18 protein-coding genes are annotated in these 16,734 nt (G+C 64.3%); 10 read left to right on the top strand and 8 right to left on the bottom strand.

All coding sequences use genetic code 11. The features are described 5' to 3' along the window. Nucleotides 1–198: 198 nt before the first annotated feature. From ACE3QM_RS07455 to purM, 6 genes are all read right to left on the bottom strand, one after another. Entirely contained in the window at nucleotides 199–1,578 is a 1,380-nt protein-coding gene (locus ACE3QM_RS07455) for a chloride channel protein (protein ID WP_374421265.1), read from the bottom strand. Nucleotides 1,579–1,689: 111 nt separating this feature from the next. Then, nucleotides 1,690–2,940 carry an RsmB/NOP family class I SAM-dependent RNA methyltransferase gene (locus tag ACE3QM_RS07450; protein WP_048408761.1) on the bottom strand — a complete coding sequence of 417 codons (1,251 nt, stop codon included), beginning with the start codon at nucleotides 2,938–2,940 and terminating at the stop codon, nucleotides 1,690–1,692. Continuing rightward, the gene (locus ACE3QM_RS07445; RefSeq protein WP_374421262.1) at nucleotides 2,936–4,102 is read right to left on the bottom strand and encodes a DUF3108 domain-containing protein; all 1,167 of its coding nucleotides are present in this window, start codon (nucleotides 4,100–4,102) and stop codon (nucleotides 2,936–2,938) included. Before ACE3QM_RS07445 ends, ACE3QM_RS07450 begins: the two co-directional genes overlap by 5 nt. A gap of 4 nt (nucleotides 4,103–4,106) precedes the next feature. Continuing rightward, nucleotides 4,107–4,736, bottom strand: coding sequence for a phosphoribosylglycinamide formyltransferase (purN, locus tag ACE3QM_RS07440; RefSeq protein WP_374421260.1), 630 nt, complete (start codon nucleotides 4,734–4,736; stop codon nucleotides 4,107–4,109). Then, entirely contained in the window at nucleotides 4,733–4,960 is a 228-nt protein-coding gene (locus tag ACE3QM_RS07435) for a hypothetical protein (RefSeq protein WP_374421258.1), read from the bottom strand. The genes purN and ACE3QM_RS07435 overlap by 4 nt, the downstream gene beginning before the upstream one ends. Continuing rightward, the gene (gene purM / locus ACE3QM_RS07430) at nucleotides 4,929–5,966 is read right to left on the bottom strand and encodes a phosphoribosylformylglycinamidine cyclo-ligase (protein ID WP_374421255.1); all 1,038 of its coding nucleotides are present in this window, start codon (nucleotides 5,964–5,966) and stop codon (nucleotides 4,929–4,931) included. The genes ACE3QM_RS07435 and purM overlap by 32 nt, the downstream gene beginning before the upstream one ends. 85 nt (nucleotides 5,967–6,051) lie before the next feature. Here purM and ACE3QM_RS07425 point away from each other — a divergent pair, with 85 nt between their 5' ends. From ACE3QM_RS07425 to ACE3QM_RS07380, 10 genes are all read left to right on the top strand, one after another. Continuing rightward, nucleotides 6,052–7,146, top strand: coding sequence for an AI-2E family transporter (locus ACE3QM_RS07425; protein WP_231462556.1), 1,095 nt, complete (start codon nucleotides 6,052–6,054; stop codon nucleotides 7,144–7,146). A gap of 10 nt (nucleotides 7,147–7,156) precedes the next feature. After that, a complete protein-coding gene (gene hda, locus ACE3QM_RS07420; protein WP_043591991.1) occupies nucleotides 7,157–7,831 on the top strand; it encodes a DnaA regulatory inactivator Hda in 675 nt (224 codons plus the stop codon). Continuing rightward, nucleotides 7,828–8,517, top strand: a complete 690-nt coding sequence (locus tag ACE3QM_RS07415; protein ID WP_374421253.1) for an HAD family hydrolase — start codon at nucleotides 7,828–7,830, stop codon at nucleotides 8,515–8,517. The genes hda and ACE3QM_RS07415 overlap by 4 nt, the downstream gene beginning before the upstream one ends. A gap of 386 nt (nucleotides 8,518–8,903) precedes the next feature. Beyond that, a complete protein-coding gene (locus ACE3QM_RS07410; RefSeq protein ID WP_048408717.1) occupies nucleotides 8,904–9,518 on the top strand; it encodes a MotA/TolQ/ExbB proton channel family protein in 615 nt (204 codons plus the stop codon). A gap of 2 nt (nucleotides 9,519–9,520) precedes the next feature. After that, a complete protein-coding gene (locus ACE3QM_RS07405) occupies nucleotides 9,521–9,934 on the top strand; it encodes a biopolymer transporter ExbD (protein ID WP_048408718.1) in 414 nt (137 codons plus the stop codon). Nucleotides 9,935–9,938: 4 nt separating this feature from the next. Beyond that, the gene (gene lpxK, locus ACE3QM_RS07400; protein WP_374421250.1) at nucleotides 9,939–10,961 is read left to right on the top strand and encodes a tetraacyldisaccharide 4'-kinase; all 1,023 of its coding nucleotides are present in this window, start codon (nucleotides 9,939–9,941) and stop codon (nucleotides 10,959–10,961) included. After that, the gene (locus ACE3QM_RS07395; RefSeq protein ID WP_048408720.1) at nucleotides 10,951–11,133 is read left to right on the top strand and encodes a Trm112 family protein; all 183 of its coding nucleotides are present in this window, start codon (nucleotides 10,951–10,953) and stop codon (nucleotides 11,131–11,133) included. The genes lpxK and ACE3QM_RS07395 overlap by 11 nt, the downstream gene beginning before the upstream one ends. Next, nucleotides 11,130–11,903 carry a 3-deoxy-manno-octulosonate cytidylyltransferase gene (kdsB, locus tag ACE3QM_RS07390; protein WP_374421248.1) on the top strand — a complete coding sequence of 258 codons (774 nt, stop codon included), beginning with the start codon at nucleotides 11,130–11,132 and terminating at the stop codon, nucleotides 11,901–11,903. The genes ACE3QM_RS07395 and kdsB overlap by 4 nt, the downstream gene beginning before the upstream one ends. A gap of 67 nt (nucleotides 11,904–11,970) precedes the next feature. Continuing rightward, nucleotides 11,971–12,627 (top strand): adenylate kinase, encoded by a 657-nt coding sequence (adk, locus tag ACE3QM_RS07385; protein WP_048408722.1) that lies wholly within the window; start codon nucleotides 11,971–11,973, stop codon nucleotides 12,625–12,627. Between the two features lie 220 nt (nucleotides 12,628–12,847). Beyond that, nucleotides 12,848–13,465 carry a hemolysin III family protein gene (locus ACE3QM_RS07380; protein WP_019100472.1) on the top strand — a complete coding sequence of 206 codons (618 nt, stop codon included), beginning with the start codon at nucleotides 12,848–12,850 and terminating at the stop codon, nucleotides 13,463–13,465. A 102-nt stretch (nucleotides 13,466–13,567) separates the two neighbouring features. Here the strand turns inward: ACE3QM_RS07380 and ACE3QM_RS07375 are convergent, their stop codons facing one another. Together ACE3QM_RS07375 and ACE3QM_RS07370 are read right to left on the bottom strand one after the other, a co-directional pair. After that, the gene (locus ACE3QM_RS07375) at nucleotides 13,568–15,157 is read right to left on the bottom strand and encodes a DUF3369 domain-containing protein (RefSeq protein ID WP_231465003.1); all 1,590 of its coding nucleotides are present in this window, start codon (nucleotides 15,155–15,157) and stop codon (nucleotides 13,568–13,570) included. After that, on the bottom strand, nucleotides 15,154–16,698 hold the full coding sequence (locus ACE3QM_RS07370) for a sensor histidine kinase (RefSeq protein ID WP_231465005.1): 1,545 nt from the start codon (nucleotides 16,696–16,698) through the stop codon (nucleotides 15,154–15,156). Before ACE3QM_RS07370 ends, ACE3QM_RS07375 begins: the two co-directional genes overlap by 4 nt. Between the last annotated feature and the right edge of the window lie 36 nt (nucleotides 16,699–16,734).

Here is a 16,734-nt window from a genome sequence, read left to right as displayed (position 1 = left end):
GGTTTGCGCCTGAGAGCCTGTTCAAAGTCTGCTGCGCTTCGGTAGAGACATGGCACGATGAGTACCGGCTTCAGAATGCTCATGTACCACTTGTACATTCCGCTTCTTCAGCCGTTTTCGTCTTGTCTCGCCTTTGCTCACGAGACTTTGAACAGGCTCTGATAGCGGCGAAATACCCGAGCGTTTCAATGGGTTATTCTACTTTTCGTCCGCGCGCGGGTCAATTTGCTTGACCGCTTGCGGCTGGTTCGCCTGCCACTGGCGCAGGAAAATGTGCACCTGGCCGTCGTACAGCGCGCGGCGGGTGATCAGCCGCGACACATTGGACGCCAGCAGCGCGGTGGCCATCAGCGGAATGATCATCGCCGAGGAGTCGGTCATTTCCATCACGATGATGAAGCCGGTCATCGGCGCGCGGGTCATACCGGCGAAAAAGCCCACCATGCCCAATAGCACGATCAAGGTTTGCGGCAGGAAGGGCAGCAGATTGGCCATGTTCAGGCCGAAGCCGGCGCCCACCGCCAGCGAGGGCGCGAACATGCCGCCGGGCACCGCGCTGATGAAGCTGATGAACATGCTGAGCAGCTTGAGCAGGCCGTAGCCCTGCATGCCGGCGCCGCTGCCCTCGATGATTTCGCGGGCGCGGAAATAGCCGGTGCCGAAGGTGATGCCGTCGCTGGCGATGCCTATCACCGCCAGCGCCAGGCCGCAGCCGGCGGCGAACAGCACTGGTTTTTGCAGGCGCCAGCCATGCAGCGGACCGGGCAGGCGCTGGGTCAGCGCCAGCATGATGCGGCAGCAGACGCCGCCAAGCAGGCCGCCGATGACGCCGCAGACTGGGATGGCCAGCCAGGACTGCTCCAGTTCCATATTCACCGACACCATGCCGAAATAGCTGTAATTGCCGAGGATGGCGGTGGCGGTGAGGCCGGACACGATCACGGAAAGCAGGATGGTGGAGCTGGCGCGTAAATCGAAGGTGCGGCCCATTTCCTCGATGGCGAACACGATGCCGGCCAGCGGCGCGTTGAAGGCGGCGGCCACGCCGGCGGCGCCGCCGGCCAGGATGAAGCTGCGCGCCGCGCCCTCGTGGCGCAGCGCCGCGTGGCGGTTCAGCGAATACTTGATCGCGGCGCCCACCTGCACGATGGGGCCTTCATAGCCGAAGGTGGCGCCGGAGCTGATGCCGATCAAGGTCAGCAGCATTTTGCCTATGGCGGCGCGTATGGTCAGGATGCGTTCGCGCAGCGCCTGCATGCCGCCTTCCAGCGCGGCGATGGATTGCGGGATGCCGCCGCCGGCGGAGCCTGGGAAATAATGGCGCATCAGCCAGATGGCCAGCGCCAGGCCGGCCGGGGTGATCAGCAGGCTCCAGTACGGCGAGTTGTCGTAGATGCGGGTGAAGATGGCGTGCGACAGATGGCTGCCGTTGGCGAAGACGCTGGCCATCAGGCCAATCAGAATGGCGGCGGTCCAGATCGGGATGTGGCGGCGCCACAGGACTGCGGACAAGTAGAGGTAACGCAGGCGGCGCTGGACGCGGCTGCGGACTTGTCTGGCAGTGGGAGAATCTGGCATGGAGCCGGCCTTTGCGGATGAATATGTGAGGTTTTGCTAATATTCAATGGTAAGGCGTATTGCCTGGAATGACAAACCCCGGCCGCATCAAGGGCCGGGGTTCTCGCATGCTCAGGCGGTTTTTTCCAGCACCGCGGCGAAGAAACCGTCGGTATTGTGCTGCTGCGGCTTCAGTTCCAGGTAGTCGCCCATTTGCAGCGGAATCTTCTGTTCCGCCAATACCTCGTCCATTTTCACCAGCTTGAACTCGGGATGGTCGGCCAGGAAGGCGGCGACGATGTCCTGATTCTCCTGCGGCAGCAGGCTGCAAGTGGCGTAGACCAGGCGGCCGCCGGCGCGCACCAGCCGGCAGGCGGAGGCCAGGATGGACGCCTGCTTGGCGTTCAGCTCGGCCACGCTGTCCGGGCTCTGGCGGAATTTCAGGTCCGGGTTGCGGCGCAGCGTGCCCAGGCCGGAGCAGGGCGCGTCCACCAGCACGCGGTCGGCCTTGCCGGCCAGGCGCTTGACCTTGGTGTCGTTTTCCGAGGCCAGCAGCTGCGGATGGACATTGGACAGGCCGGAACGCGCCTGGCGCGGCTTCAGCTTGGCCAGTCGTTTTTCCGAAACGTCGAAGGCGTACAAGCGGCCGCTGGAGGCCATCTGCGCGCCCAGCAGCAGGGTCTTGCCGCCGGCGCCGGCGCAGAAGTCGACGACCATTTCGCCGCGGCGAGCGCCGGTGATCAGGCCCAGCAGCTGACTGCCTTCGTCCTGCACTTCGAACACGCCGGCCTTGAACAGCTCGTGCTTGGCCAGCGAGGGCTTGCCCTTAAGACGAATGCCCAGCGGCGAGTAGGGCGTGGCTTCGCATTCGAGGCCGTCGGCCTGCAGCCGGCCCAGCAATTCGTCGCGCTTCATTTTCATGGTGTTGACGCGCAGGTCCAGCGGCGCGCCTTCGGCCAGGCCCTTGCCCAGCGCGATCACTTGTTCCGGCGTCTGTTCGCCCAGGCGTTCTATCACCCACTGCGGCAGTTCGGCGTCCACTTCCAGGCTGGCCGGCAGCGTCTTGCCCTTGATCTGGCCCAGCCATTCCTTTTCGCCGGCGCTGGCGGCGTCGCCCAGTTCCTTGACGTTGAGCTTGTGGATCTTCAGCAGGGCCACCAGGGCCAGCCGGCGCGGGGTGGCCTTGTCCGGCGCGATCAGCGCGCGCAGCTGCAAGAGGCGGCGCAGCGCGCCGAAGGCGGTTTCGGCGATGATGTGACGGTCGTTGGCGCCCAGCTTGCTGTGTTCGCGGAAATAGGCCGACAGCACCGCGTCGGCCGGGCGGTCGAAGCGTATCATCTGGCCGATGACGGTTTCGATATGTTTCAGTTGATGGTGATTAATAGTCATTCTTGTGTTTTCTCGTGGGTTGCGGCGGCAGCTTCCATTGCGGCACGCCGTTCACGTCGATGCGGAAAGCCCTGAGGTCGATCCGTTTATCCTTGTCGGTGCGCTTGATGCGCACCGGCAGATTGGAGAATTCCGGCGCCAGCCAGAATTCATTAATGTCGCCGTCGCCCTCGGCGCGGAACACGATGACCCGAATCTTGCCGGCGCCGGTGTCGTAAACGGCTTCGCCGCTGGGGCGCATCGGGTACTCGTACACTTTTTTGCCGGTGGTGATCTGGATGGGCGCGGGGCCCAGTTCACCGCCTTTCAGCCCCAGCTGGAAGGCTAGGCTGAACACGTCCTGCGCGCCGGGCTTCAGCTCCAGCAGTTTGTCGCCCTGGTCGCCGTAGCGCAGCTGACCCGCATTGTAGTCGAAATGCGCGGACTCTTTGGCTTGCTCGCCACGCCAGGCTTGCAGGCTGTCCGGCCGCAACCCGTTTTTTAGCTGGAAGCCACCCTCGGAAAGATAGCGCAGCTTCGGGCCGATGAAGGGGCTGGCGCTGATGTCCAGGCGGTAGCCGCCGTTGCCGCGGCTCCATTCCAGCGTGCCGGTGCCGGCCATGACCGAACCCCAGAACACTTGGTAGCCCAGTGTGGCCTGGCGCGGAAAGCCGCGCAGCGCGCCCTTGGGGTGAATGTAGCCGTCATCGGCGGCGGTTTCGGCCGCCGGCGCGCTGGCCTCGTCCTTGTCGTTCGCCGCCATCTCGTCCGCGACCGGCGCCGACGAGGCGATCTTGATGTCGGCGTCCGGCGCCGAAGCCTCGCGCTTGGCTTCCGCCTGCGGCGCGCTGCTGTCCTTGCTTGGCTGCGCCTGGGCGAGGATGGCCTCCGACGCCGCCAGCGGCGCCGATGCCTCCGCCTTCTTGGCGACGGACTTGGGCTTGGCCGGCGCCGGCTTGGGCGTGGCCGGCCGCAGTTGCGCCACCGCGCCTTGCGGCTCCGGCTTGGCCGCCGGCTCATCTGCGTCCAGTGCCTGCATCTTGACGCTGATGCTGCGCAAGTCCTGATCCGGCGGCAGTTCCAGCTGCACTTCCGGCAGCAGGCCGGAACCCAGCACGCCAAGGTGAATGGCGAGCGACAGGGCCAGGGCCAGCAGGATCAGGCGACGGCTGCTCATGAACTCAGGGCGTGGGCGCCATCAGGCTGCCGGCAAGGGCGGCGCGGCTGGCGATCTTGCCGGCGACGATGTTCAGTTCCCCGGCGACGAAGCGGCGCACCGCGGCCGGGTAGAGCTGGTGTTCTAGTTGCAGCACGCGTTCGGCCAGGGTGTCGGCGTTGTCGCCGTCCAGTACTTCCACCACGCCCTGGGCGACGATGGGGCCGTGGTCCAGCTCGGCGGTGACGAAGTGCACGGTACAGCCGGCCACCTTGCAGCCCATCTCCAGCGCGCGCTGGTGGGTGTTGAGGCCGGTGAAGGCCGGCAGCAGGGACGGGTGCACGTTCAGCATGCGGCCTTCGTAGCGGCGGGTGAAGCTGGCGCTGAGGATGCGCATGAAGCCGGCAAGCACCACCAAGTCCGGCTGGTGGCTGTCTATCAGCTGCGCCAGCGCGGCGTCGAAGTCTTCGCGGCTGGCGAAGGCCTTGTGGTCCAGCGCGGCGGTGGCGATGCCGCGCTCGGCCGCCCAGGCGAGACCGGCGGCGTCGGGTCGGTTGGAGATCACCGCGGCGATGCGCGCGCCGGCGATCTTGGCGTCGACGATGGCCTGCATATTGGAGCCACGGCCGGAAATCAGGATGACGATATTCTTCATGATGGAATCGACGGAGACGTTGCCAGATAGTGTTCCCAGTCGGCGGCATCGGTGATGCAGCGCAACTGCTGTTCGTGCCAGCCGCCGCCCAGGTCCAGGCAGCGGTCGAGCTCGGTCAGGATGACGGCCTCGCGATAAATGACAAACGCCGCCAGCAGGGCCAGCGGCGCCAGTAGCATCCAACGCAGCGCTTTAGGCGATCTGAGTTTGATGTTCGTCTCCATCGCGGGCGCGCACCGCGCCGATCCGGTACACGGTCTCGCCTTCGGCCTGCAGCAGCGCGGCGGCCTGTTCGGCGTGTTCCGCCGCCACGATCACCACCATGCCGATGCCGCAGTTGAAGGTGCGGTACATTTCCTGGCTGTCGACCTTGCCCTCTTGCTGCAGCCACTGGAACAGCTTGGGCTGCGGCCAGGCGGCGGCGTCGATCTGGGCGACGACATGTTCCGGCAGCACGCGCGGAGTGTTCTCGGTGATGCCGCCGCCGGTGATGTGGGCCATGCCCTTGACCGGCAGCGCCTGCATCAGCTTGAGCAGGGGCTTCACATAGATGCGGGTGGGCGCGATGATGGCGTCGCGCAGGCTGCGGCCGTCCTCGAACGGCGCGTCCAGCTCAGGCTGGGCGCGGTCTATGATCTTGCGCACCAGCGAGTAGCCGTTGGAGTGCACGCCGTTGGATTTCAGGCCCAGCACCACGTCGCCCGGGGCGATGTCGCGGCCGCTGATCACGGCGCTCTTCTCCACCACGCCGACGGCGAAGCCCGCCAGATCGTATTCGCCGGTTGGGTACATGCCGGGCATTTCCGCGGTCTCGCCGCCGATCAGCGCGCAGCCGGCCTGTTCGCAACCAGCGGCGATGCCCTTGATCACGTCGGTGGCTTGAGGCACGTCCAGTTTGCCGCAGGCGAAGTAGTCGAGGAAGAACAGCGGTTCCGCCCCTTGCACCAGGATGTCGTTGACGCTCATTGCCACCAGGTCGATGCCCACGGTATCGTGACGATTCCAGTCGAAGGCCAGTTTCAGCTTGGTGCCGACGCCGTCGGTGCCGGAAACCAGCACCGGCTCCTTGTATTTCTTGGAAATCTCCACCAGTGCGCCGAAACCGCCGATGCCGCCGATCACCTCCGGGCGCATGGTGCGCTTGGCATAAGGCTTGATGTTCTCGACCAGCGCGTCGCCGGCATCAATGTCGACGCCGGCATCACGGTAACTGAGGGAAGTGGTGTTCAAGGTAAACTCGCTTTCTGCAAACTTGAAGTATTTTTACATCAAGCTTTCGCCGACGCGAAAGCAGCACATTTTAACTGAAGTCGAGATGAAACGCTCCCAAAACCGTCTGATTCCCTGGGTCATCGGCGCAACAGCGCTGCTGTTCGCCGGCTGGCTGCTGCAGCAGTTGGCGGCCGCGCTGACGCCGTTCGCGGTGGCCGCGGTGCTGGCCTATGTGCTCAATCCCGCGATGCGCTATCTGGCTGGCAAGGGTTTGCCGCGCGCCTTGGCCGCCGGCCTGCTGACACTGGCCGGCATGGCCGCCACCATCGCCTTGCTGCTGGTGGTGGCGCCGATGCTGTTCAAGCAGACCCAGGGCCTGATCGATCGATTGCCGGTGTTGGTCGATTTCGTCCAGGGGCGGGTGCTGCCCTGGCTGCGCGCCGAGTTCTCCATCCAGCTGGAACTGGACGTCGCCGGCTGGAAGCGCCTGCTGGCGGACAATGCCGGCGCCTTGAAGAGCGCGCTGTCGGCGGTGGCGCTGCGCGCCACCCAGAGCGGCGTCATGCTGGCCGGCCTGCTGTTCAATCTGCTGCTGTTGCCGGTGCTGCTGTTTTACTTTCTGCAGGACGGGCCGCGGATGGCGGCGCTGCTGGCCCGCCTGGTGCCGCTGCGCTGGAGCGATCAGGTGAGCGGGCTGGCGCGCGAACTGGACCGGGTGCTGGGCGAGTTCCTGCGCGGCCAGCTGTCGGTGATGCTGATCATGGCCGTGATCTTCGCGTCCAGCCTGGCCTTGCTGGGCCTGGAATCCGGCATCGCCATCGGCGTGGTGGCCGGCCTGCTGGTGTTCATCCCCTATCTGGGCACTTTTCTCGGCTTCGCGCTGGCAGGGCTGGCGGCGGTGCTGCAGTTCGACTCCGCCGGCGATGTGCTGCTGGTGCTGGCCGTATTCGGCGCCGGCCAATTGCTGGAAAGCCTGCTGATCACGCCTTGGCTGGTGGGGGAACGGATAGGCCTGTCACCGGTGGCTGTGATCTTTTCCCTACTCGCTTTCGGGCAGTTATTGGGCTTCGCCGGCCTGCTGCTGGCGCTGCCGATGGCCGCCGCAACCTTGGTGATCTGTCGCTTTCTGGCGCGCGCTTATTTCAACACTCGCTTTTATCAGCGTAAAATCAGGAATAGACATCAAAACCTAGTTTGATCGCCTTCACTTGGACCAGTTAATACTTGATTTGACGCCCACCCCCTTGCCGGCCTTCGACAACTTCCTGGCCGAACGCAATCGCGAGGTGATTACCGCGCTGACGGCCGAGGCCGGCGAGCGCTTCATCTATCTGTGGGGCGAGCCCGGCTGCGGCAAGACGCATCTGCTGCAGGCATGGATCGCGCACGCCGAGCGGCTGGGCCGCGCGTCCATTTATCTGGACGGCAAGACCGAGCATCTGCCTGACTTCGCGCGCGAGGCCAGCTTCATCGCCGTCGACCATGTCGACGACCTGGCGCCGGACGACCAGATCACCCTGTTTTCCTTCTACAACTCGCTGAAAGAGAGCGGGGAGTCGCGGCTATTGATGGCCGGACGCCAGCCGCCTATGGCCTTGGCGGTGCGCGACGATCTGCGCACCCGGCTGGGCTGGGGCCTGGTGTTCGAGGTCAAGGCGCTGTCGGACGAGGACAAGCTGGCCGCCTTGCGCAGCCACGCCGCCAGCCGCCAGCTGTCGATTCCGGACGATGTCTACCGCTACCTGCTGACCCATTGGCGGCGTGACCTGTCCAGCCTGATCGGCATGATTGACATATTGGACCGCTACTCTCTGGCGATGCGGCGGCCTATCACCGTGCCGCTGGTGAAAAACGTTTTGCAAACCGCAAGCCCGGAACCATGACCCATACCTCTTCCCGACGCAATCTGGCACTGTTCGACCTGGACCACACTCTGATCGCCGGCGATTCCGACTTCGAATGGCCGCGCTTCCTGATCCAGCGTGGCATTCTGGAGCAGGCGCGCTACGATGAGCGCAATAATCACTTCTACGAGCAGTATCGACAGGGCACGCTGGACATCCACGAGTACCTGGCGTTCGCGCTGGAGCCCTTGAAGCGCTTCAGCCGCGCCGAGCTGGACGCGCTGCACGCCGATTACCTGGAACAGCACATCAAGCCCATCATCACCCGCAAGGCGCGCGAATTGTTGGCCGCGCACGCGGCCCAGGGCGACGAAATCATCATCATCACCGCCACCAACCGCTTCATCACCGGACCGATCGCGCGTGAACTGGGCGTGGAACATCTGATCGCCATCGAGCTGGAAGAAGAGGAAGATGGACGCTTCACCGGCCGCGTCAGCGGCGTGCCCAGCTTCCAGCAGGGCAAGATCACCCGTTTGCAGCAATGGCTGGATGAGCGCGGCCTGAGCATGGACAGCTACGAGCAGAGCTTTTTCTACAGTGATTCGCATAACGATCTGCCGCTGTTGAAGCTGGTGGATCAGCCGGTGGCGGTTGACCCGGACGACACCTTGCGCGCCCATGCCGAGCAACAGGGCTGGCGCGTGATTTCGCTGCGCGATTGAGCTCGGGCTTATCCACAGTCGTGGCGGAATAACCTTGTGGATAACTGTGTGGATTGCTTGCCCGGGCTTGGCTTTTGCTGGCGAAGGTTAAAAAAGCGGCAGTGACCAATCGTGGTCGCGGAATTGATAGATTTGCTTGAAAGCCTTGCCTGGCGCGGCTTTGACCGGGGCGGGCCTGAAATGGCTAGCGGTGGATTGCCGCAAAGATTCGAAAGTCTTTATAAAATACCGGCTTAGGCCGCTTTGTTGACAACTGTGCGCAACTTTCGCCGCTAAACGCCTGTTTGTGGCTGCCGTGGCCCGCGCGCGCAGCGGCGGTGGTTGCGGAAGCGGCGTCGAAACCGCTAAAGTTTGACGTTTGCCATCGTTTTTTGGAGAACTTCCTCGTGTGGTCAATCATTGAAGCGGCCGGCTGGCCGATCTGGACCATCATCACCGCCTCGGTGGTGTCGCTGGCGATCATCTTTGAACGGCTGTTCAGCCTGAGAAAAAGCGGCGTGGCGCCCGAGGGCCTGCTGGGCCAGGCCTTGCAGGAATACCGCCGCGCCGGCGCCAGCGATGAACTGCTGGGCAAGTTGCAGGCGCATTCGCCGCTGGGCCGCCTGTTCTGCGCCGGCCTGCGCAATGTCGGCGGCAATCGCGAAGTGATGAAAGAGGCGATAGAGGACGAGGGCCGCGTGGTGGCGCATCAGCTGGAGCGCTTCCTGACCACCTTGGGCACCATCGCCGCGATGGCGCCGCTATTGGGCCTGCTGGGCACGGTGATAGGCATGATCGAGATCTTCGGTTCGCAATCGCCGGCCGGCACCAATCCGCAAGCATTGGCGCACGGCATTTCCGTCGCGCTGTACAACACCGCCTTCGGCCTGATCGTGGCGATTCCCAGCATGATGTTCTACCGCCATTTCCGCTCCAAGGTGGACGGCTTGCTGGTGGACATGGAATCGCAGGCGGTCAAGCTGGTGGAAGTGTTGCACGGCGAGCGCAAAAACGGGGGCTGAGCATGAATTTTCGCCGAGGCCGCAGCCGCGAAGAGCCGGAGATCAACTTCATCCCGCTGATCGACGTGCTGCTGGTGATCCTGATCTTCCTGATGGTCACCACCACCTATTCCAAGTTCGCCGAACTCAAGATCAATCTGCCGGCCGCCCAGGGCGAGCAGGCCAAGACCAAGTCGTCGGAAATCACCGTGGCGGTGTCCGCCAACGGCGAGATGGCGGTGGGCGAGGCCAAGCTGGCCGCCGGCGACAAGGCTGCGCTGCTGAACAAATTGAAGGACGAGGCGGCGGGCAAGAGCGATGTGATCGTCATCGTCAACGCCGACGCCAAGGCCACGCATCAATCGGTGGTGACGGTGATGGAGGCTGCGCGCGAGGCCGGCCTGAATCAGCTGACTTTCGCCACGCGCACGCAATAGCCGCATGCACTGGATAGAACGGCACTGGTATCGGCCGCGCTGGTGGCTGACAGCCCTTCTGGCTCCGCTGGAAGGGCTGTTTGTCCTGTTGGCGGCGGCCAGGCGGCTGGCTTACCGTCGCGGCTGGCTGAGCGCGGAGCGCCTGGCCGCGCCGGTGGTGGTGGTGGGCAATATCAATGTCGGCGGCGTCGGCAAGACGCCGTTGACGCTGAGCCTGCTGCGCGATTTGCAACAGCGCGGCGTCAAGGCGGGCGTGATCAGCCGCGGCTATGGCGGCAGCCACCGCCAGCCCACGCTGGTGCTGGCGGATAGTTCGCCGGAGGAGGTGGGCGACGAGCCCTTGTTGCTGGCCGCCAGCGGCGCGCCGGTGGTGGTGGGCCGCGACCGGGTCGCCGCTGGCCGCCATCTGCTGGCCTTGCATCCCGATTTGGAATTGATCCTGACCGACGACGGCCTGCAGCATTATCGCTTGCGGCGCGATCTGGAGATCGTGGTGCTGGACGGCGCGCGCGGCGGCGGCAACGGCCATCTGCTGCCGGCCGGCCCCTTGCGCGAGCCGTGGTCGCGGCTGGGCGAGGTCGGCGCGGTGGTGGTCAATGGCGGCGATGCGACCGGCCTGAGCTTGCCGGCCGGGCCGCGGCGTTTCGCCATGCGTTTGCGTGCAGCCGCGTTGCAGCGGCTGGACCGGCCCGAGGAGACGCGGGCGGCGGCGGACTTCGCCGGCCTGGAGCTGGCGGCGATGGCCGGCATCGGCCACCCGCAGCGCTTCTTCGACACGCTGGCCGGCCTGGGCCTGCGGCCTGAGCTTTGCCTGGCCTGGCCCGACCACCATCAATTCAGCGCCGCCGACTTGCCGGCGGACGCGGAGGCGGTAATCGTCACCAGCAAGGACGCGGTCAAGCTGCGGCGGGTGATTCATGATGCAGCGCAGCGTGCTAGACTATGGGTTTTGCCGGTTCAGGCGGAGTTGGAGCCTGATCTGAGCGCTTGGATTCTGGATCGACTGAAGATAAGACATGGACGCTAAATTCCTGGACATCCTGGTGTGCCCGCTGTGCAAGGGCCCGCTGGTTTTCGACAAGGCCAAGCAGGAACTGGTCTGCAAGGGCGACCGCCTGGCCTACCCGATCAAGGACGGCATCCCGATGATGCTGGAAGCCGAGGCCCGCGAGCTGGCGCCGGAAGAAGAGATCAAATGAGTCGCGGCTTCTGCGTGGTGATCCCGGCGCGGCTGGCCTCCAGCCGGCTGCCGGGCAAGCCGCTGGCCGACATCGCCGGCAAGCCCATGGTGGCGCGCGTCGCCGCGCAGGCCGCCAACAGCGGCGCAAGCCGGGTGATCGTGGCCACCGACCACGCCGATGTGCTGGCCGCCTGTCGCGAACATGGCGTTGAGGCGGTGCTGACGCGCGCCGACCACGCCAGCGGCACCGACCGGCTGGCCGAAGTGGCGCAGACGCTAAACTTGGCCGACGATGAGATCGTGGTCAATGTCCAGGGCGACGAACCATTGATAGCGCCGGCGCTGATCGATCAGCTGGCCGCGCTCTTGGCCGCCGGCGACGCGCCGGTGGCGACCTTGGCGCATCCGTTTCACGATGCCGCCGATATGTTCAATCCCAACGTGGTCAAGGTAGTGCTGGACCACGCCGGCCGCGCGCTGTATTTCAGCCGCGCGCCGATTCCCTATGCCCGCGACGCGTTCGCACAGGATACGAGCGCGCTGCCCGCGGACCTACCGGTGCTGCGGCATATCGGCATGTACGCCTACCAGGCGGGTTTTCTGAAGACCTATAACCGTTTGGCCCCGGCGCCGCTGGAGCATTTCGAAGCGCTGGAGCAGTTGCGGGTGTTGTGGCACGGCTTCGCCATCAAGGTGGCGGTGGTCGAGTCGGCGCCGCCGGCCGGCGTGGACACGCCGGAAGATCTGGAGCGAGTGCGCCGCTTGCTGGGCGCGGGACCCAAGCCATAAGCCGGACGCGCGCCGCGCGGCCCGGATTTCGATTTCAAAAACACATTAAATTGACGGAGTGATCTTCATGCGACTGATCCTGTTGGGGGCGCCTGGCGCCGGCAAAGGCACCCAGGCCAATTTCATCAAGGAAAAATTCGGCATCCCGCAAATCTCCACCGGCGACATGCTGCGCGCCGCGGTCAAGGCCGGCACGCCGCTGGGCCTGGAAGCCAAGGCGATCATGGACGCTGGCGGCCTGGTGCGCGACGACATCATCATCGGCCTGGTCAAGGAGCGCATCACCGACGCGGACTGTGCCAATGGCTTCCTGTTCGACGGCTTCCCGCGCACCATTCCGCAAGCCGAGGCGATGATCGCCGCCGGCGTGGACATCGATTACGTGGTGGAGATCGACGTGCCGGACGCGGCCATCATCGAGCGCATGGCCGGCCGCCGCGTGCACCTGGCCTCCGGCCGCACCTACCACATCAGCTTCAACCCGCCTAAAGTGGCTGGCAAGGACGATGTGACCGGCGAAGAACTGGTCCAGCGCGACGACGACCGCGAAGAAACCGTGAAGAAGCGCCTGGCGGTTTACCACGAACAGACCGCGGTGCTGGTGGGTTTCTACGGCGAACGCGCCGCCAGCGGCGACGCCAAGGCGCCGAAATACGTCAAGATCGACGGCACTCGCGCGGTGGATGTGGTGCGTGACGAGGTGCTGAAGGCGCTGGGCGCCTGAGGATGGAGCCGTTGACGATCCGTTGAGGAGTCATCTCCAGAGGCTGGATTTTCGGTGTAGAAAGAAAGGCGGGCCCTGTGGCCCGCTTTTCTTTTGACGTGTAGAGAAAGGGCTGGCGCGGCGGCGGCAACAGGCGGACAATTGAACCCGGAGCCCGCGAGCGGCTCCAAAAGTTTTTGTGCGTCAAGCCGGCGCGATGCCGGCGCAAGGATAAAACCATATGTATCACGGGGAACGTTTCAACGGGATTTCCCATTTGATCGGCACCTTGCTGGCCATTACCGGCCTGGTGGTGCTGGTGACCATGGCCGCGCGCGAGGGCGACCCCTGGAAGGTGGTCAGCTTCAGCCTGTACGGCGCCACGCTGGTGGCCTTGTACCTGATCTCCACGCTGTATCACAGCTTCCGCGGCCGCGCCAAGGCGGTGCTGCAGAAGTGCGACCACTCGGCGATCTATCTATTGATCGCCGGCAGCTACACGCCGTTCGCGCTGGTGACCTTGCGCGGGGCCTGGGGCTGGAGCCTGTTCGGCGTCAGCTGGGGCCTGGCGGTGTTCGGCATCATCCAGGAACTGACGCTGGGGCGGCGCACCCGCTTGCTGTCGATGATTCTCTACGTGGTGATGGGCTGGCTGGTGCTGGTGGCCTTGCCGCCCTTGATCGAATCGCTGCCCAGCGGCGGCCTGTTCTGGCTGGCCTTGGGCGGGATTCTGTACAGCGTCGGCATTTATTGGTTTCTCAACGACGAGAAAATCCGCCACGGTCACGGCATCTGGCATTTGTTCGTGCTGGGCGGCAGCGTCTGCCAGTTTGTCAGCGTGTTGTTTTACGTGGCCTGAGCCGGAGCCGCAGTGCTGCGGCGGGTTGGAACTAATAGGGCGAAATCAGCTTGAAGCCAGCTGCTTTCGCCCTGTTTTATTGTGGCGTGGCTCCGCGCCCACTCACGCGTCCGGCAAATCCTGTAGCCGGCGTTCCTTGACCAGGGTTTCCAGCGCGCGCACCACTTCGGGATCGAACTGACTGCCGGAGCGGCCGGAAATGTATTCCATGGTGTCGTGCAGCGTCCACGGCTCCTTGTAGGGCCGCTTGTTCAGCAGGGCGTCGAACACGTCGACCACGGCGACGATGCGCGCCGACAGCGGAATTTCGTGCGCTTTCTGCTTCCTGGGGTAGCCGTTGCCGTCGAAGTGCTCGTGGTGGCCGCCGGCGATTTCCGAGCCCAGCGACAGATAACTCATGCCTTCCACCATGCTGGCCGATCTGGCTAGAATCTGCGCGCCTATGGTGGCGTGCTGCTCCATGATCACCCGCTCGTCCGGGTCCAGCCGGCCCGGCTTGAACAGGATGTGGTCCGGCGTGCCTACTTTGCCGACATCGTGCAGGATGCTGGCCATGCCCACCATGTCCATGAATTCCTTGCTCATCAGCTCCGGGTAGGCGCCGTTAGCGCGCATTTGTCCGGCGATGGCATCGGTCAGCCGCTGCACGCGCAGCACATGGTTGCCGGTGTCGGTGTCGCGGAATTCCGCCAGGTCGGCCAGCGCCACCACCGTGGCCTCCTGCGCGCTGCGCAGCTGGCTGTATAGATAGAGATTGTCGTAGGCGGCGGAAATGCGCTGGCAGAACACGTCGAGCAGGTCGCGCTCCACTTCTTCCAGCGGCCACTGCGGCGTGAAGTGGATGATGAATTCGCGGCCATTGCGCGAGGAAATGTGGAGCACGTCGTAAGGATGTTGATAGATGCTGCGCTTCTCGGCGAAGGAGCGCAGGATGATTTGCTCCAGTTCCGGGAAGGCGCTGAGATCGCCGCTCTGTCCCAGCGGCTCGTAGTTGCCGGAGGCGGCCAGGATTTCCAGCTCCGGTCGGCCGCTGCTATTGTCGTTGCGCACGCACAGGATGCCGTCGGTGCCGATGTCCAGCAACGCGCTGATCTGGCGCAGCACGCCGGAGGCGAATTCGCGCAGCGAGTACAGTTGGTACAGATCGGACGCGCTTTCCAGGATCTTGGACAGGCCCTGGCGGTTTTTCTCCAGCGACAGCAGGTTTTCGTAGGCGCGCAGCGAGGAGATGATGGTGGTGAACAGCTTTTGCACCGTCAGCTCGGTCTTGGTCTTGTAGTCGTTGATATCGTAGTTGAGGATGACTTCCTGCTCCGGCGCCTGGCCGGGCTGGCCGGTTCGCAGCACGATGCGCACCAGGCCGTTCTTCAGTTCCTGGCGGATCTGGTGCACCAGTTTCAGGCCTGCGTCCTCGCTTTCCATCACCACGTCCAGCATGATCAGCGCGATGTCCGGATGCTGGCGCATCACCTCGTAGGCTTCCTTGCCGGAATAGGCGCTCAGCAGCTCCAGCGGCCGCTCCTTGTAGCGGATGTTGCGCAGCGCGATGCGGGTGGCGGTATGCACGTCCTTCTCATCGTCCACGATCAGGATTTTCCACGGATGGCGGCCATCGTTCACCGCGGCCGCGGGCTCGGACGGAGCGTCATCGTCGAGCAGCCAATCCTCTTCCTGGTTGGTGATGTCGCTCATATGATGTTCTCCTTGCTCTGATTGACCGGCGCGGAGCAGGGCATGGTGATGGTGAAGGTGGTGCCTTTGTTGACCTCGCTGTGCACCTCGATCGACCCGCCCAGGCGTTGCCGCACGATGTTGTAGACGATGTTGAGCCCCAGACCGCTGCCGCCGCTGCCGCGGCGGGTGGTGAAGAAGGGGTCGAATACCCGGCTCAGGTTTTCCGGCGGGATGCCCTTGCCGTCGTCGCTGAGCGTCAGCGTGATGTAATGCGGATTGTTGCGCCGGGCTTCGATGCTGATCTTGCCGCTGCTGCGGTTTTCAAAACCGTGCACCAGGGAATTGACCATCAGATTGGTGATCACTTGGGCGAAGGAGCCCGGATAGCTGTCCAGCAGGATGTCTTCCTCGCATTGCACGCTGATGGTGGTGTTGGCGTGCTTGAAGCGCGGCTTCAGGCTGGTGATCACCTCGTTCAGGTAGTCCTGCAGCTGGAAGCTGCGCCGCGCCTCGCTGGTCTGGTCCACCGCCACCTGCTTGAAGCTGTGGATCAGGTTGGCCGCGCGCTCGGCGTTGGACAGGATCAGGTCGCTGCATTCCTTGGCGGTGTCCAGATAGGCCTGGAAGTCGCTTTTCTTGACGGTGCCGCCGTCGACTTTTTCTATGATGTGGCTGGTGGCGGTGCCCAGGTGGGAGGCGGTGGTCAGCGTGATGCCGACCGGGGTGTTGATCTCGTGGGCGACGCCGGCCACCAGGCTGCCCAGCGAGGCCATCTTCTCGGTTTCCACCAGCGTCTGCTGCGCTTCCATCAACTGGCGGTAAGCTTCTTCGGCACGGTCGCGCTCGGCGCGGGCGACGGCCTCGGCCTCGGTGCGCTTGGCCAGGTCGCCTGCGGTGCGCGCCACGATGCGGTTGAAGCCGTTGACGATGCCGCCGATCTCGTCGTCGGCGACATGGGTGACCTGCGCGCCGCTGGCGTCCGGCGCGCGGATGGCGGTGTTCAAGGCCTGTTGCAGCCGCGCCAGCGGCAGGAACAGGAAGCGCTGCAGATTGAAGGACATGATCATGAATATCAACACGTCCAGCAGCAGGATCTGGGCCGACAGTTCGATCAACTGGTCGCGCTGATGCTTGGCCAGCGCCTGGCGCGACAGGTAGACGGTGGCGTTGCCCAGGTGCTCCTTGCCCTGATAGATGATGGGGATGTTCAGCATATCGTCGGAGCGCGGCTCCTCGGACGGCGGCATGTCGCGCAGGCTGCCGTCGGCATCGTGGCTGCGGCCCAGGCTGAGTCCGGATTCCCCCTTGACGCTGATGGCGATGATGGACGGCCAGCTCAGCTCGCTGTCCAGCGTCAGCCTGACGTTTTCGTCGTCCAGTTGCCAGACGCTGTGCGGCAGCGACATCGCCAGTCTGGCCTTGACCGCTGCGCGCTGGGATTGGTAGTCGGCCTCATTGCGCTCCTGGTTGTGCCAATAGGAAAACAGGCCCGTAGTCCCCAGAATGGCGGTGATCCAGGCCATCAGCCAGAACATCAATTTGGTTTTTATGCTTTTCATTATGCTGACGGTTCCAAGTGCCCACACTGAATCCTA

It is taken from the genome of Chromobacterium sp. (assembly GCF_041912965.1).
In the GTDB taxonomy this organism is placed as follows: Bacteria; Pseudomonadota; Gammaproteobacteria; order Burkholderiales; family Chromobacteriaceae; genus Chromobacterium; species Chromobacterium aquaticum.
The sequence above is the reverse complement of the archived record's forward strand: the minus strand, read 5'-3'. Positions and strand labels throughout refer to the sequence as shown.

Excerpts from the sequence above, each read along its gene's own strand:
- ACE3QM_RS07375 (WP_231465003.1), bottom strand. The coding sequence starts at position 15,157 with ATGAGCGACATCACCAACCAGGAAGAGGATTGGCTGCTCGACGATGAC.
- ACE3QM_RS07455 (WP_374421265.1), bottom strand. The coding sequence starts at position 1,578 with ATGCCAGATTCTCCCACTGCCAGACAAGTCCGCAGCCGCGTCCAGCGC.
- adk (WP_048408722.1), top strand. The coding sequence starts at position 11,971 with ATGCGACTGATCCTGTTGGGGGCGCCTGGCGCCGGCAAAGGCACCCAG.
- ACE3QM_RS07445 (WP_374421262.1), bottom strand. The coding sequence starts at position 4,102 with ATGAGCAGCCGTCGCCTGATCCTGCTGGCCCTGGCCCTGTCGCTCGCC.
- ACE3QM_RS07380 (WP_019100472.1), top strand. The coding sequence starts at position 12,848 with ATGTATCACGGGGAACGTTTCAACGGGATTTCCCATTTGATCGGCACC.
- kdsB (WP_374421248.1), top strand. The coding sequence starts at position 11,130 with ATGAGTCGCGGCTTCTGCGTGGTGATCCCGGCGCGGCTGGCCTCCAGC.
- ACE3QM_RS07425 (WP_231462556.1), top strand. The coding sequence starts at position 6,052 with ATGAAACGCTCCCAAAACCGTCTGATTCCCTGGGTCATCGGCGCAACA.
- lpxK (WP_374421250.1), top strand. The coding sequence starts at position 9,939 with ATGCACTGGATAGAACGGCACTGGTATCGGCCGCGCTGGTGGCTGACA.
- purN (WP_374421260.1), bottom strand. The coding sequence starts at position 4,736 with ATGAAGAATATCGTCATCCTGATTTCCGGCCGTGGCTCCAATATGCAG.
- ACE3QM_RS07395 (WP_048408720.1), top strand. The coding sequence starts at position 10,951 with ATGGACGCTAAATTCCTGGACATCCTGGTGTGCCCGCTGTGCAAGGGC.
- ACE3QM_RS07405 (WP_048408718.1), top strand. The coding sequence starts at position 9,521 with ATGAATTTTCGCCGAGGCCGCAGCCGCGAAGAGCCGGAGATCAACTTC.
- ACE3QM_RS07370 (WP_231465005.1), bottom strand. The coding sequence starts at position 16,698 with ATGAAAAGCATAAAAACCAAATTGATGTTCTGGCTGATGGCCTGGATC.
- ACE3QM_RS07415 (WP_374421253.1), top strand. The coding sequence starts at position 7,828 with ATGACCCATACCTCTTCCCGACGCAATCTGGCACTGTTCGACCTGGAC.
- ACE3QM_RS07435 (WP_374421258.1), bottom strand. The coding sequence starts at position 4,960 with ATGGAGACGAACATCAAACTCAGATCGCCTAAAGCGCTGCGTTGGATG.